Raw genomic sequence first — 14,805 nt, 5'->3', positions numbered from 1 at the left:
GAACCCGTCACTAGGATCGGCACGTTGATCCCATATCCGAGCACGACGGGGCTCCCCGCCCCTGGACATCACATGGAGGACTCGTGGGAGTCAGCCTCAGCAAGGGCGGCAACGTATCGCTGACGAAGGAGGCCCCGGGCCTGACCGCCGTCATCGTCGGTCTGGGGTGGGACGTGCGCACCACGACCGGCACCGACTTCGACCTCGATGCCAGCGCGCTGCTGCTGAACACTTCCGGCAAGGTCGCGAGCGACCAGCACTTCGTCTTCTTCAACAACCTCAAGAGCCCCGACGGCTCCGTGGAGCACACCGGTGACAACCTCACCGGTGAGGGCGAGGGCGACGACGAACAGATCAAGGTCAACCTGGCCGGCGTCCCGGCCGACGTCGACAAGATCGTCTTCCCGGTTTCGATCTACGACGCCGAGAACCGCCAGCAGTCCTTCGGGCAGGTCCGCAACGCGTTCATCCGCGTCGTCAACCAGGCGGGCGGGCAGGAGATCGCCCGCTACGACCTCAGCGAGGACGCCTCGACCGAGACCGCCATGGTCTTCGGCGAGCTGTACCGGCACGGCCCGGAGTGGAAGTTCCGCGCCATCGGCCAGGGGTACGCCTCCGGTCTGCGCGGCATCGCCCAGGACTTCGGCGTCAACGTCTGATCCCAGCAGGGTTCCGACACCCTTACCGTCCGGCGCCGCACCGTTTACGGTCGGCGCCGGACGCGCAGGACAACCAAAGAAGCACCACAAGGGGAGGACCAGCATCATGGGCGTCACGCTCGCCAAGGGAGGAAACGTCTCCCTGTCCAAGGCCGCACCGAACCTCACCAACGTCATGATCGGGCTCGGCTGGGACGCGCGCTCCACCACCGGCGCCCCCTTCGACCTGGACGCCAGCGCCCTGCTGTGCGGCGCCGGGAACCGGGTGCTGGGCGACGAGTGGTTCGTGTTCTACAACCAGCTCACGAGCCCCGACGGCTCGGTCGAGCACACCGGTGACAACCTCACCGGTGAGGGCGAGGGCGACGACGAATCGATCCTGGTGGACCTGGCCAAGGTCCCGCTCCAGTGCGAGAAGGTCATCTTCCCCGTCTCGATCCACCTGGCCGACGAGCGCGGCCAGACCTTCGGACAGGTCTCCAACGCCTTCATCCGCGTGGTCAACCAGGCCGACGGCCAGGAGCTGGCCCGCTACGACCTCAGCGAGGACGCCTCCACCGAGACGGCCATGATCTTCGGCGAGCTCTACCGCTACCAGGGCGAATGGAAGTTCCGTGCGGTGGGCCAGGGGTACGCGTCGGGGTTGCGCGGCATCGCTCTAGACTTCGGAGTCAACGTTTCGTAAAGCTGAGTACGGCTCGGGGGAGACCCGTACCAACACGATGGGGTAGCCAGTGCTTCTGAAAACCTTCGGCTGGTCGTTCGCGGTTACCGCGATCGGTCTGGTCGCTGCGGTCTTCTACGGGGGGTGGGAGGCCTTCGGCATCGTGGCGATCCTCTCCGTCCTCGAGATCTCGCTCTCGTTCGACAACGCGGTGGTCAACGCCGGAATCCTGAAGAAGATGAATGCCTTCTGGCAGAAGATCTTCCTCACGGTCGGTGTTCTCATCGCGGTCTTCGGCATGCGGCTGGTCTTCCCCGTCGTCATCGTCGCGATCAGCGCCAAGATGGGCCCCATCGAGGCCGTCGACCTCGCTCTCAACAACAAGGACCGCTACCAGGAGCTGGTCACCGACGCCCACCCGGCGATCGCGGCCTTCGGCGGCATGTTCCTGCTGATGATCTTCCTCGACTTCATCTTCGAGGACCGGGACATCCAGTGGCTGCGCTGGATCGAGCGGCCCCTGGCCAAGCTCGGCAAGGTCGACATGCTGTCGGTCTGCATCTCCCTGATCGTCCTGCTCATCACCTCCTTCACCTTCGCCACCAGCGCCCACCAGCACGGCGGCGCCCACGTCGACAAGGCGCAGACGGTCCTGATCGCCGGCATCGCCGGCCTGATCACGTACATGATCGTCGGCGGTCTCTCCGGCTACTTCGAGGACAAGCTGGAGGAAGAGGAGGAGCGCGAGCACGAGGAGGAGGAAGAGGCCGCCCGCACCGGGAAGAAACGTTCTCCGGTGGTCCTGGCAGGCCAGGCCGCGTTCTTCATGTTCCTCTACCTCGAGGTCCTGGACGCCTCCTTCTCCTTCGACGGTGTGATCGGCGCCTTCGCCATCACCAACGACATCGTCCTGATGGCGCTGGGCCTCGGCATCGGCGCGATGTACGTCCGTTCGCTGACGGTCTACCTGGTCCGCCAGGGCACCCTCGACGACTACGTCTACCTGGAGCACGGCGCCCACTACGCGATCGGCGCCCTGGCCGTGATCCTCATGGTCACCATCCAGTACGAGATCAACGAGGTCATCACCGGTCTCGTCGGCGTCGTCCTGATCGCCTGGTCCTTCTGGTCCTCCGTCCGCCGCAACCGGGCCCTGGCGGCCGCGGAGGGGGAAGCGGGCTCGGACGAGAAGGCCGAGATCTCGTCCGGGGTCTGACATCCGGAGACCCCGCGACCCCTGAGCGCGCCCCTTACGGGCAAGATCAGGGACGTGACGGGGTGTGGCATCCCGTCCGGTGAGGAACGCTCTGTTCGGGGCGGCCGACGTGGTCGGCCGCCCCGACGGCGTTCGGGACGAGTACGTGGGGGCGGCAATGGGGTTCTTCGACGGGCTGCGGGGCAGCCGGGCCGAGTTCGACTCGGGCAGCGCGGCGAGCAACGCGATCGAGCTGACCCGGCGGCACCACCAGGTGTCGCTCACCAAGCAGGACGCGGCCACCGGGCATCTGCGCGTCAACCTGACCTGGCGGATGCGGACCACCGACTTCGACAGCAACCAGCGCACCAGCCTCTTCCGGCACCCCTTCAAGGCCCTCAAGCCGCCGGAGGTGCTCGGGCACGGGCAGAGCATGGTCAACGTCGACCTCGACCTGGGCTGTCTGTACGAGCTGGCCGACGGCACCAAGGGGGTCGTCCAGCCGCTCGGCGGCTACCTCGGCGATGTCAACGCACCGCCGTACATCAAGCTCAGCGGGGACGACCGGTTCGGGTCGGCGTCCGGCGAGACGATGTACATCAACCTGGACCACCGGGACGCGATCAAGAGGCTGCTGGTCTTCGTGTACATCTACGACCAGACGCCGGCGTTCGACCGTACGCACGCGATCGTGACTCTTTACCCGAGCAATGGGCCTCGTATCGAGATAGGCCTGGACGAGCGGCATCCTCAGGCTCGGTCATGTGCGGTGGTGATGATCGAGAACGTGAAGGGGGAGCTGGTCGTCCGGCGCGAGGTGAAGTTCGTGTACGGGTTTCAGGGGGAGCTGGACCGGTTGTACGGGTGGGGGCTGACCTGGGGGCGCGGGTACAAGTCCAAGGTGGAGAAGTAGTCGCCTTCTGGGTCGGCCGTCCCCTAGCGGCCGATGAATTGTGGCCCTTGGGGCGGCAGCTGGAAATTCGGGTCCGGGGCTGTCGGGGCCGGCTGGGGCTGGGGATAGCCGTAAGCGGGCTGGCTCGTCGGCTGGGGGTAGCCGTAGGCCGGCTGCTGCGGTGACGTGGGCTGCGGGTAGCCGTAGGCCGACTGGGGCGGGACCGTCGTCGGCTGCTCGGGGGGCAGGGGCTGGGACGTGGTTTCGGGCAGGGGCAGGGGCTGGTGCGCCTCCTCCTCCGGCTCCGACTCGTCCACCGAGATGCCGAAGTCCGTGGCGAGGCCCTTCAGGCCGTTCGAGTAGCCTTCACCCAGCGCGCGGAATTTCCAGCCCTCCCCGCGCCGGTACAGCTCGCCGCAGATCATGGCGGTCTCCGCGCCCGTCTCCGGCTTGATCTCGAAGTGGGCCAGCGGCTCGCCGTCGACGACGGCGGCGTCGTACAGCAGGATGCACAGGGCCGGGACGCGGTCGAAGGTCTCGCCGTCCGCGGAGGCGACCAGCAGGATGCGGCCGACGCCGGGCTCGACCGCCGAGAGATCTGACTGGATGGTGTCGGTCAGGCCCTCGGTGATCCGCTTCTTGCCCAGCCGCCAGACCTTGCCCGAGGGGTGCCGGGGCTGGTTGTAGAAGACGAAGTCCTCGTCGGAGCGCACCCGGCCGTCGGTGCCCAACAGCAGCGCCGAGGCGTCCACGTCAGGGACCCCCTGTCCGGGGGTCCAGCGCAGCACGGCGCGCACCGTGGTGGCTTCGAGCGGGACGTTGGACCCCTTCAGCATCGCGTGCGTCATGCGGTCATCCTGCCTTCTTGGTCCTGGCCACGACAATGCGGGGGGTGTCGGCACCGACACAGGTGAGTTACCGGAAATTCATGCCCGAGGGGAACCTTCGACATGGATCCCTACGTACTATTACCGGCCACCCTTTACCCAATCCACAAGCTCGGCTTGCGCGCACTGAGGAGCCGTATGCGTCATTTCGGGCACATCGCCCCTGAGGTGCGGCAGCGCCTCTTCCACCAGGAGCCGTGCGAGTTCACCGCCGACTCCCCGGCCCGGCTGCTCTCCGCGGCCCTCGGTGCCACGCTCTACAGCCCGGCAACCCGGCCGCGGCTCGCCGACGACATCGTCAAGCAGGCCGGCAGCGGCGTGGTCTCGATGGTGCTGTGCCTGGAGGACTCGATCGACGACGCGGACGTCGTGGCCGGCGAGGAGAACCTCGTCCGGCAGTTCGCCGACCTCGACTCCCGCGCGGGCGTGGAACCGCCCCTGCTCTTCATCCGGGTGCGTGCCCCCGAGCAGATCCCCGACCTCGTGCGACGCCTCGGAGTCACCGCGCGGCTGCTGTCCGGGTTCGTCATACCGAAGTTCACCGAGGAGCGCGGCCTCCCGTTCCTGGAGGCCCTCACCGCCGCCGAGGCCGAGAGCGGGCGCCGGCTGTTCGCCATGCCCGTCCTGGAGTCGCCCGAGCTGCTGTACCGCGAGTCCCGGGTCGACACCCTGGAGGGCATCGCCCGCGCGGTCGACAAGTTCCGCGACCGGGTGCTGGCCCTGCGCCTCGGCGTCACCGACTTCTGCTCCTCCTACGGCCTGCGCCGGGCCCCCGACATGACCGCCTACGACGTCCAGGTCGTCGCCTCCGTGATCGCCGACGTGGTCAACATGCTCGGCCGGGCGGACGGCACCGGCTTCACCGTGACCGGGCCGGTCTGGGAGTACTTCCGGGTCCCCGAGCGCATGTTCAAGCCGCAGCTGCGGCAGAGCCCGTTCCTGGAGGTCCAGGCCGTCGAGCTGCGCGAGAAGCTCATCGAGCACGCGATGGACGGCCTGCTGCGCGAGATCTCCCTCGACCAGGCCAACGGCCTGCTCGGCAAGACCTGCATCCACCCCTCCCATGTGCTGCCCGTGCACGCGCTGTCCGTGGTCAGTCACGAGGAGTTCAGTGACGCCCAGGACATTCTGCGGCCGGAACGCGGCGGTGGGGGTGTACTCCGGTCGGCCTACACGAACAAGATGAATGAAGTGAAGCCGCACCGCGCCTGGGCCGAGCGGACCCTGCTCCGCGCCGAGGTGTTCGGCGTCGCACGCGAGGACGTCGGCTTCGTGGAGCTGCTCGCCGCCGGCATACCCGGCTGACTCTCATCAACCCAAGGAACGCATGAAGAACGCAGTGAACGACGGGGTCTGGTCCGGCACCTGGGTCGCCGAGCGGCTCGGCGTCGGACTCGAGGGCGACGACGGGCTCCAGGCCCTGCTCGGGCTTGCGCTGCGCCGCAACCCCAAGCGGGCCCACCTGCTGGTCTCCCACGTGCTCGGCAAGCACGTGCCGCAGTCGCCGTCCGTGGTCTACGGCCATGGCTTCCGCCTCGGCCGCCGGGTCCGCGAGCTGCTCGGCGAGACGGAGGCCGCCTCGGCGGTCGTCCTCGGCTACGCGGAGACCGCCACCGGCCTCGGCCACTCGGTCGCCGACGGCCTGGGCCTCGCCCCGTACCTGCACTCCACGCGCCGCCCGGTGGCCGGGGTCGCCCGGGCGGGCGGCTTCGAGGAGTCCCACTCCCACGCCACCTCCCACCTGCTGCTCCCCGAGGACGCGGTGCTCCTGGCCGGAGATGGGCCGCTGGTGCTGGTCGACGACGAGTTCTCCACGGGTAACACGGTGCTCAACACCATCCGTGACCTGCATGAACGTTATCCGCGGCGGCGGTATGTGGTGGTCGCGCTGGTCGACATGCGCTCCGCCCAGGACACCGCCCGCCTGGAGCGGTTCGCCACCGAGATCGGCGCCCGGGTGGACCTCGTCGCGGCCGCGACCGGGACCGTGCGGCTACCGGAGGGCGTGCTGGAGAAGGGGCAGCAGCTGGTCGCCCGGCACGAGCCCGTTCAGGAGGCACCGGAGCCGTCGTACGGCCGGATCACCCGCGTCGACCTCCACTGGCCCCCCGGCCTCCCCGACGGCGGTCGGCACGGGTTCACCCCCGCCCATCGCGCCCGGCTGGAGGCCGCGCTGCCCGCCATGGCCGCGCGGGTCGCCGAGGCGCTGCCCGCCGACGCCCGGCGGGTGCTCGTGCTCGGCTTCGAGGAGCTGATGTACGCCCCGCTGCGGATCGCCCGCGAGCTGGAGCAGGTGATCCCCGCCGAGGTGCGCTTCTCCACCACCACCCGCTCGCCCGCCCTCGCGGTCGACGACCCCGGCTACGCGATACGCACCCGCCTGGTCTTCCCCGCCCACGACGACCCGGCCGACGGCCCCGGCGACCGGTACGCCTACAACGTCGCCGGTGCCGGCTTCGACGCCGTCGTCGCCGTGGTCGACTCGGTCGCCGACACCCCCGCACTGCACGCCGCCGACGGTCTGCCGGCCCGCCTCGCCGCCCACACCCCGCACGTCCTGCTCGCGGTCGTCCCCTCGTACGTCCCCGAGCCCCTCTCCTCCCCCGAAAGGCCGGACATGCTGCCCGAGCCCCTCCGCGGCCCCGCCTTCTCCTCGTACGCCCCCGAAGAGGTCGGCTGGCTGCTGCAGGACCTCTCGGACGTGACGCTGGAGGCGCCGACCGAGGAGCGCGAGGAGGCCATCCAGAGCGGCGGCGCCCACTACGCCGAGTCGCTGCCGGTCGAGTACCAGCCCAGCGAGCAGTACCAGGAGCTGTTCCACAGCGCCCTGGACGCCTCCGCCGCCCGGATCGCCCAGGCCGTCGGTGTCGTGACCGAGACCGTCATCGCCGAGCGGTCGCCCCGCCCGGTGCTGGTCTCCCTGGCCCGCGCCGGCACCCCGGTCGGCGTGCTCATGCGCCGCTGGGCCCGATTCCGGCACGGCCTCGAACTCCCGCACTACGCCGTCTCGATCGTCCGAGGCCGCGGCATCGACGCCAATGCCCTGCGCTGGCTGGCCGCCCACCACGACCCCCGGGACGTCGTCTTCGTCGACGGCTGGACCGGCAAGGGCGCCATCACCCGCGAACTCGCCCAGGCCATCGAGGAGTTCGAGGACAAGGAGGGCATCACCGGCTTCGACCCGGAGATCGCCGTACTCGCCGACCCGGGCTCGTGCGTACGCACCTACGGCACCCGCGAGGACTTCCTCATCCCGTCCGCCTGCCTCAACTCGACCGTGTCCGGGCTGATCTCCCGTACGGTCCTGCGTGCGGACCTGGTCGGCCCGAACGACTTCCACGGCGCGAAGTTCTACCGCGAACTCGCCGGCGCCGACGTCTCCGTGGCCTTCCTCGACGCCGTCTCCGCCTGCTTCCCCGAGGTCGCCGACACCGTCGACGCGGCGGCCAAGGAGCTGATGGCCGAGGACCGCACCCCGACCTGGGAAGGCTGGCAGGCCGTCGAGCGGATCAGCGAGGAGTACGGCATCCACGACGTCAACCTGGTCAAGCCCGGCGTCGGCGAGACCACCCGGGTGCTGCTGCGCCGGGTGCCATGGAAGATCCTGGCCAAGGCCGGCGCGGGCGCCGACCTCGACCATGTGCGACTGCTGGCGGAGCAGAGAGGGGTTCCGGTGGAGGAGGTCGGCGAGTTGCCGTACACCTGCGTGGGTCTGATCCACCCCAAGTACACCCGGGGCGCCACGGGCGCCGACGGCAAGGCGGTGAACGTCTGATGCCGGTGCTGGTGGCGAGCGACCTCGACCGCACGCTGATCTACTCCTCGGCGGCCCTCGCGCTGACCATGCCGGACGCGCGGGCGCCCCGGCTGCTGTGCGTCGAGGTCCACGAGAGCAGGCCGCTGTCCTACATGACCGAGACGGCCGCCCAGCTGCTGACCGACCTCGGCGACACGGCCGTCTTCGTGCCGACCACGACCCGCACCCGCAAGCAGTACCAGCGCATCAACCTGCCCGGCCCGCAGCCGGCCTACGCGATCTGCGCCAACGGCGGGCATCTGCTGGTCGACGGCGTCACGGACCAGGACTGGCACGCACAGGTGCTGGCCAGGCTCGCCGAGGAGTGCGCGCCGCTGGCGGAGATCCGCGAGCACCTGATGACCTCCGCCGACCCCCTCTGGGTGCGCAAGCACCGGGTCGCCGAGGACCTGTTCGCCTATCTCGTCGTGGAACGCGAGCTGCTGCCCGAGGAGTGGGTGAAGGAGCTGGCGGCCTGGGCGGAGAACCGGGGCTGGACGGTCTCGCTCCAGGGCCGCAAGATCTACGCCGTCCCCAAGCCGCTCACCAAGAGCGCGGCCGTACGCGAGGTCGCCCAGCGCACCGGCGCCCATCTCACCCTGGCCGCCGGGGACTCCCTGCTCGACGCCGACCTGCTCCTGGCCGCCGACCGCGGCTGGCGCCCCGGCCACGGCGAACTGGCCGACAGCGACTGGAGCGCACCGGAGATCAGCGCGCTCCCCGAGCGTGGCGTGCTGGCCGGGGAGCGGATCGTACGCGAGTTCCTACGGGCCTCCCGCCCGAGGGCCTGACCCGCACGGTCGGCGTCAGCCGCAACAGCCTCCGCCGCAGCAGCCGCCCCCGCCGCCCGCCCGGGGCGCCGGGGCCGGCGCGGCGGAGCTGCCGCCCACGGCCACCGTCGACAGCAGCTTGACCGTGTCGTCGTGGCCCGCGGGGCAGGCGGCAGGCGCGCCGGACTCCGCCATCGGACGGCTCAGTTCGAAGGTGTCACCGCACGTACGGCAGCGGTACTCATAGCGAGGCATGCGCACAGGTTAACCGGAGTGGCGCTTGTCACAGCACCTCAAAGTTTTATGAGTGTTCGCTTGTGCCCGAAACTGGTGCGGAGATTTTGAAAAGATCGCTGATAACTTAGCTTAGCCGCGAGGAGCCGTAAGACCGGGGGAAAAGGGGGGTTCACCGCGCCGCGATGAACGACCATCGCGGCGGTGTCCACCTTGCTGAGTCTGAACCGCGCGCGCAAGGACCAGTGCGAGGGGAGACGCAGCCTTGGCCAAGTCATGGCAGCGGCCAGAGGGCGACGGGGACGACGAGAGTGCCCGGCCCGAGGAGCGGCAGCCGCAGGAGACGGACGCCACTCTGCATCTGAAGGTCGACGCCCTCCGTGCGGACGTCACCATGCAGTTGCGGGTGCCCCCGCCGCCAGAGCCTGCCGCCTCCGGCGGCCGCGCACAGCGCCGGCGCAGCTCCCGCCTCCCGGCGCGCGCCCGCCTCACCGTCGCCGCCACGTCCGTCCTCGCCCGGCTGCGTGCCGTCGCGGGCCCCCGGCTCGCGCCGCTCGCCCCGTACGCCCGCCGCCTCAGACCGCTGTACCCGCGCCCCGGCCGAATAGGCTGGCGCCGCTGGATACCCTCCTGGCGCCAGTGGCTCGGCGCCGCGCTGTCCGGCTTCACCGTGCTCAGCCTGTTCCTGTTCATCGCCTACGAGATGACGGACATACCGAAGAACCTCAATACCTTCGCCACCCAGCAGGACAACGTCTACTTCTGGTCCGACGGGACGCCGATGACCCGCACCGGCTGGGTGCGGCGCCAGGACATGCCCCTCAAGGACATACCCGAGCAGGTCCGCTGGGCGGTGCTCGCCGCGGAGAACGCGAGTTTCTACTCGGATCCCGGTATTTCCGTCAAAGGCATCACCCGCGCCGTGTGGCGCACCGTCGGACAGGGGGACACCGAGGGTGGTTCCACCATCACCCAGCAGTACGTCAAGAACGTCTACCTGAATCAGAACCAGACCTTCAGCCGCAAGTTCACCGAGGCGATGATCTCCCTCAAGCTCGACAACAAGATGAGCAAGGACCAGATCCTGGAGGGCTACCTCAATACCAGCTGGTTCGGCCGCGGCACCTATGGCATCCAGCGCGCTTCCCAGGCCTACTACGGCAAGGACGTCAGCAAGCTCAACGCCAGCGAGGCGGCAGTGCTCGCCTCCATGCTGAAGGGCGCCGCCCTCTACGACCCCACGCTCAGCGAGGCCAACCACAAGCGGGCCGTGGAGCGCTGGTCCTGGATCCTGGACCGGATGGTCGACATCGGCAAGCTGTCGCCGGCCCAGCGGGCCACGTACCGGACGTTCCCCGAGCCGCTCAAGTCGGGCGCGGTCTTCGACACCGGCAAGCAGAGCGACTACCTGGTGGAGCTGGCCCAGCAGTACGCCAAGAAGGCCGCCCACATCTCCGACCGGGACTTCGACCTCGGCGGCTACCAGATCTACACGACCTTCGACCGCAAGCGGGAGAACGCGCTGACCGACGCCGTCGCCAAGGCCCGCGAGCAGGGGAAGAAGGACCACCCCCTGCAGGCGAAGGCCGCCCACTACGGCGCCGCCTCGGTCGCCGCCGACGGCCGGATCCTCGCCGTCTACGGCGGTCCCGACCACCGTAAGCAGGGCTACAACGAGTCCAACGCGACCACCGTCAAGGCCGGCTCGGCGTTCCTGCCCTTCGTCTACGCCGCCGGTCTGGAGCACGGGGTCCACAAGAGCCGCGGCGGACCCGCGACGCCCGTCACACCCGAGACCGTCTACGACGGCGACGACGGCGTCCCCGTCACCACGCCCGAGGGCCCCTACTGGGACCGCAGCGGCAAGAAGGTCGCCGCCCACAACGACGGTGAGACGTCCTACGGGCAGATCACCCTGGACAAGGCCCTCGCCCAGTCGGTGAACACGCCCTTCATGCAGCTCGGCATGGACACGGGCCTGGACAAGGTGAGCGAGACCGCCGTGGCGGCGGGCCTGCTCTCCTCCAGCATGGGCCCGCAGGTGCCCGCCCTGTCGATGGGCAACTCCACACCCAGCGCGATCCGGATGGCGAGCGGATACGCCACCTTCGCCGCCTCCGGCACGCACACCGAGCCGTACTCGGTGCGCCGCATCACCCGCAACGGCACCCAGGTGCCCCTGGCCACCCCACGCCCGCAACGGGCGATGGGCGCGGACGTCGCCGAGAAGGTCGAGCGCGCGCTGACGGAGTCCTACCGCCGCGCCCACCCGACCAGCACGGCCCAGGTGTCGGGCAAGGCCGGCACCACCGACGACGACAGCGCCGCCTGGTACGTCGGCACCTCCGCGTCCGTGTCCACCTCCGTCGTCGTCTACCGCATCGACCTGACCAAGTCCCTGGAACCCCTGTCGCTCGACGGGCTCGCCGGAACCACCGCCGACGACGTCGACGTCCCGTACGGCATCTGGGCGCACGCCACGGGCCTCGGCTGACCCCCGGGGCTCCGCGCCGACCTCCCTCCCCTCGCACCAGAATGAGCCGCCGCATGAACAAGAAGCCGCAGACCGGTCGTCGCCGCCGGGCCAAAGCCCGCCCCCGTCCCACGGGCGTCGGGATGCGGACCCTGGCCGCCCTCCTCGCCGTCGCGTCGGCGACCGCGGGCTACCTGGTGCTCAGCCACCGGGACGACACCGCGCCCGCCGCCTCCAGCAAGGACTCCTCCAAAGCCGCCGCGCCGAAGCCCGGCAAGACGGCCGCGTGGGACGGCAGGACGAAGATCCTCGGCGACGGCTCCACCTCCTACACCGGCCCGCAGAAAGGGCAGTTGGTACCCAAGCCGCTCAAGCCCGGTGAGAAGCCGCCCCAGTTCGTCGTCTTCTCCTGGGACGGCGCTCTGGAGGGCAGCGACCACCTCTTCTCGCACTACCGGGAGCTGGCCAAGGAGTACGACGCCCACATGACCTTCTTCCTCACGGGCATCTACCTGCTGCCCAAGGACAAGAAGACCCTTTACCACGGCCCGCAGCACGACCCGGGCGACGCCGCCATCGACTACGCGACCGACGACCACATACGCACCACCCTGGAGCAGCTCCGCGCGGCCTACGACCAGGGCAACGAGATCGGCACCCACTTCAACGGCCACTTCTGCGAGAAGAAGGGCGGCGGCGACTGGAGCGTCGAGGAGTGGAAGAGCGAGATCGACCAGTTCTACGACATCGTCGAGCACTGGAAGACCAACACCGGCTTCAAGGACATCGCCGCGCTGCCCTTCGACTTCAAGAAGGAGGTCGCCGGCGGCCGCGCGCCCTGCCTGGAGGGCCAGAAGAACCTGCTGAAGGCCATCAAGGCCTACGGCTACGGCTGGCGTTACGACGCCAGTTCCACCGGCGACTTCCAGATATGGCCCGCCAAGAAGAACGGCGTCTGGAACTTCCCGCTCCAGCTGCTCCCCTACGAGGGCGGCGACTACCAGGGCCTGTCGATGGACTTCAACTTCCTCGCCAACCAGTCCGACGGCCAGACCGACGGCAACCCGGCCGACTACCCGCAGTGGGAGAAGGAGACCGTCGACACCTACATGGCGGGCTTCAACCGCGTGTACTACGGCAGCCGGGCACCGCTGTTCATCGGCAACCACTTCGAGAACTGGAACGGCGGCATCTACATGAAGGCCATCGACCAGGTCGTCAAGAACGTGTGCACGAAGAAGGGCGTCAAGTGCGTGTCCTTCAAGGAACTGTCCGACTGGCTCGACGTGCAGAAGCCGGCGACCCTGCAGCAGCTGCGCGCCCTTGACCCTGCGCAGTCGCCCCGTGACTGGTCCACGGTGGTCAAGTAACGTTCGTGCGCCGCAAGTTCCACTTGTGCAACCCCCTTCACAACTGGCGCACATGTCATGCGAAGATGCCCTCGCCCGGTCGGTGTGCCGGTGTAGAGGGGAACATCATTGAAATCAAGAAAACTGAGCCGTAAGGGGCGTCGCGCCGGCATAGTCTCGGTGGCGGCCGCCTCGGTCGTCGCCGGTGTGGCCCTGGTGCCCAACTGGAGCGCGGGTGCGGCGGTCGTGGACGACCCGACGGTGGACGCCGCGACCAAGGCGACCTTCCAGAAGCTGGCCGACGCGGTCTTCACGGACCGCACGGACGCCCTGGTGGACCGGAGTGACCAGCACGGGTCCAAGCCGCTGGCCTCCACCTTCTCCGGAGACGTCAAGCTGTCCTCCGGGCAGTCGCGCCAGGAGAACTCCGCGCTGAGTGAACTGCGCGGCCGCCAGTCCCGCCTCGCGAAGCTGGGCGAGAAGTACAGCAAGGCCAGCACCCGCGTCACGCTGGACGCGACGCGCGTGACCGGTCGTACGGCCAAGGCCGACGTCACCGAGACCACGTCGCTGACCTACGCGAAGGTCAAGGGCACCGAGCCGAAGACCACCGGCTTCCAGGCCCACCACGAACTGACCTTCAAGGCCGACCGGCAGGGCAACTGGCAGCTGACCGGTGTCCGTGACACGGACGGCGGCTACCTCGCCGTGAACCAGGTCGCGAGGCCGTCCTCCGTGAAGGCCAGCCCGGCCGACGACGGCCCGCCCGAGGCGCCCCGCGCGGCCACCTCGTGGCCCGCGCCGGCCAACCGGAAGAACGTCACCACCGGCGCCTACGACTACAAGGCGATGGTGGCGTACGCGACCAAGTACTGGAACAACTACAACCCGGACTACCCGGACTACAACGGGCAGGGCGCGGGCGGCGACTGCACCAACTTCGTCAGCCAGTCCCTGAAGGCGGGCGGCTGGAAGCACGTGCCCGGCTACACGTCCGACTTCCACAAGTGGTTCGGCAACGCCGACATCCAGTCGGACTCGTTCGTCGGCGTCAACGAGTTCTCCTGGTTCGCCCTGTCCTCCAAGCGCGTCACCAGCCTGGCCAACGTGTACCAGCTGGACATCGGTGACGTGCTGCAGATGGACTTCAACCGGGACGGGTCCAAGGACCACTCCATGATCGTCACGTACCGCAGCCCGTACGGCGTGCCGTACGTGACGTACCACTCCAACAACACCTACAACCGGTCGGTGGCGAGCCTCGTCGCGTCATACCCCAGCGCGGCTTTCTACGCCTACCGCACCTGATCCCCTGCTGCATCGGCCCGCTGCTCCGCGTCGGGGTGGCGGGCTCGCCAGTACGGGTTGTCGTGCGGCAGGGCCGAGCCGACTCTGCCGTACATCCCGAACACCATGAGCAGCACGCCGACCACGAAGCTGAACAGCACGTTCTGGATCTTGAAGGCCAGGAAGTTGTAGTCGCCGTCGAGCAGGGACAGGTTCAGGAAGCCGCTCAGGATGAACAGGATGCCCAGCGTCATGTTCAGCGTCGACGCGAAGTTCCCGCCGATCACCATCCCGACGAACAGCAGCAGCCCGACGCAGACGGACAGGACGCTCAACGCGCCGTTGGTGTTCAGGCCCATGGCGGTGTTCCCGCCGGTGTCGAAGAAGCCGATGTTGTCGGTGAGGCCGAGAATCCCGAAGGCGAGCAGGAACAGGCCCATCAGGCCCGCGCCGATCCGGTAGACCGTGTTCAGGCGGTGATCGACGGGGAGATGGTCGTCCAACCGCATCCGGTGACGCTCTGCCCTGTGCGTGGTGTGTGAGGCCATCTTCGCCTCCCTGTGCGTGCTGGCGGCGGCCCTACGTACCTTCCCCCCAAT

13 protein-coding genes are annotated in these 14,805 nt (G+C 69.0%); 10 read left to right on the top strand and 3 right to left on the bottom strand.

What is annotated here, in order from left to right:
* Nucleotides 1-83: 83 nt before the first annotated feature.
* The 4 genes from ACFYZZ_RS11530 to ACFYZZ_RS11515 all read left to right on the top strand — a co-directional run bounded on the left by ACFYZZ_RS11530 (nucleotide 84) and on the right by ACFYZZ_RS11515 (nucleotide 3,431).
* The gene (locus ACFYZZ_RS11530; protein WP_386572193.1) at nucleotides 84-659 is read left to right on the top strand and encodes a TerD family protein; all 576 of its coding nucleotides are present in this window, start codon (nucleotides 84-86) and stop codon (nucleotides 657-659) included.
* A gap of 106 nt (nucleotides 660-765) precedes the next feature.
* Nucleotides 766-1,344 carry a TerD family protein gene (locus tag ACFYZZ_RS11525; protein WP_389173997.1) on the top strand — a complete coding sequence of 193 codons (579 nt, stop codon included), beginning with the start codon at nucleotides 766-768 and terminating at the stop codon, nucleotides 1,342-1,344.
* 49 nt (nucleotides 1,345-1,393) lie between these two features.
* Nucleotides 1,394-2,539: a DUF475 domain-containing protein gene (locus ACFYZZ_RS11520; protein ID WP_389173994.1), complete on the top strand. Its 1,146-nt coding sequence runs from the start codon at nucleotides 1,394-1,396 to the stop codon at nucleotides 2,537-2,539.
* A gap of 157 nt (nucleotides 2,540-2,696) precedes the next feature.
* Nucleotides 2,697-3,431, top strand: a complete 735-nt coding sequence (locus ACFYZZ_RS11515) for a Tellurium resistance (RefSeq protein WP_386572465.1) — start codon at nucleotides 2,697-2,699, stop codon at nucleotides 3,429-3,431.
* Nucleotides 3,432-3,454: 23 nt separating this feature from the next.
* Here ACFYZZ_RS11515 and ACFYZZ_RS11510 read toward each other — a convergent pair whose 3' ends face one another.
* A complete protein-coding gene (locus ACFYZZ_RS11510; protein ID WP_386572197.1) occupies nucleotides 3,455-4,258 on the bottom strand; it encodes a TerD family protein in 804 nt (267 codons plus the stop codon).
* Nucleotides 4,259-4,435: 177 nt separating this feature from the next.
* On the opposite strand from ACFYZZ_RS11510, the gene ACFYZZ_RS11505 reads away from it, so the two are divergent.
* From ACFYZZ_RS11505 to ACFYZZ_RS11495, 3 genes are read left to right on the top strand one after another with little or no spacing between them, the layout of a single operon-like run.
* Entirely contained in the window at nucleotides 4,436-5,602 is a 1,167-nt protein-coding gene (locus ACFYZZ_RS11505; RefSeq protein WP_389173990.1) for an HpcH/HpaI aldolase/citrate lyase family protein, read from the top strand.
* A gap of 22 nt (nucleotides 5,603-5,624) precedes the next feature.
* Nucleotides 5,625-8,072, top strand: coding sequence for a phosphoribosyltransferase (locus ACFYZZ_RS11500; RefSeq protein ID WP_389173987.1), 2,448 nt, complete (start codon nucleotides 5,625-5,627; stop codon nucleotides 8,070-8,072).
* Nucleotides 8,072-8,884 (top strand): HAD family hydrolase, encoded by an 813-nt coding sequence (locus tag ACFYZZ_RS11495; RefSeq protein ID WP_389173985.1) that lies wholly within the window; start codon nucleotides 8,072-8,074, stop codon nucleotides 8,882-8,884. The genes ACFYZZ_RS11500 and ACFYZZ_RS11495 overlap by 1 nt, the downstream gene beginning before the upstream one ends.
* Before the next feature lie 15 nt (nucleotides 8,885-8,899).
* Here the strand turns inward: ACFYZZ_RS11495 and ACFYZZ_RS11490 are convergent, their stop codons facing one another.
* The gene (locus ACFYZZ_RS11490) at nucleotides 8,900-9,118 is read right to left on the bottom strand and encodes a zinc ribbon domain-containing protein (RefSeq protein ID WP_389173982.1); all 219 of its coding nucleotides are present in this window, start codon (nucleotides 9,116-9,118) and stop codon (nucleotides 8,900-8,902) included.
* Nucleotides 9,119-9,452: 334 nt separating this feature from the next.
* Between ACFYZZ_RS11490 and ACFYZZ_RS11485 the strand changes: the two genes are divergently transcribed.
* The 3 genes from ACFYZZ_RS11485 to ACFYZZ_RS11475 all read left to right on the top strand — a co-directional run bounded on the left by ACFYZZ_RS11485 (nucleotide 9,453) and on the right by ACFYZZ_RS11475 (nucleotide 14,227).
* Complete coding sequence (locus ACFYZZ_RS11485; RefSeq protein WP_389175718.1) at nucleotides 9,453-11,591, top strand: transglycosylase domain-containing protein; 2,139 nt, start codon at nucleotides 9,453-9,455, stop codon at nucleotides 11,589-11,591.
* Nucleotides 11,592-11,644: 53 nt separating this feature from the next.
* Nucleotides 11,645-12,940: a hypothetical protein gene (locus ACFYZZ_RS11480; RefSeq protein ID WP_389173979.1), complete on the top strand. Its 1,296-nt coding sequence runs from the start codon at nucleotides 11,645-11,647 to the stop codon at nucleotides 12,938-12,940.
* 159 nt (nucleotides 12,941-13,099) lie between these two features.
* A complete protein-coding gene (locus tag ACFYZZ_RS11475; RefSeq protein ID WP_389173976.1) occupies nucleotides 13,100-14,227 on the top strand; it encodes an amidase domain-containing protein in 1,128 nt (375 codons plus the stop codon).
* Here ACFYZZ_RS11475 and ACFYZZ_RS11470 read toward each other — a convergent pair.
* Entirely contained in the window at nucleotides 14,215-14,754 is a 540-nt protein-coding gene (locus ACFYZZ_RS11470) for a DUF4383 domain-containing protein (protein WP_389173973.1), read from the bottom strand. The two genes, ACFYZZ_RS11475 and ACFYZZ_RS11470, sit on opposite strands and share 13 nt — an antisense overlap.
* Between the last annotated feature and the right edge of the window lie 51 nt (nucleotides 14,755-14,805).

The organism is Streptomyces sp. NPDC001816, from assembly GCF_042892235.1.
Classification (GTDB): Bacteria; Actinomycetota; Actinomycetes; order Streptomycetales; family Streptomycetaceae; genus Streptomyces.
The sequence above is the reverse complement of the archived record's forward strand: the minus strand, read 5'-3'. Positions and strand labels throughout refer to the sequence as shown.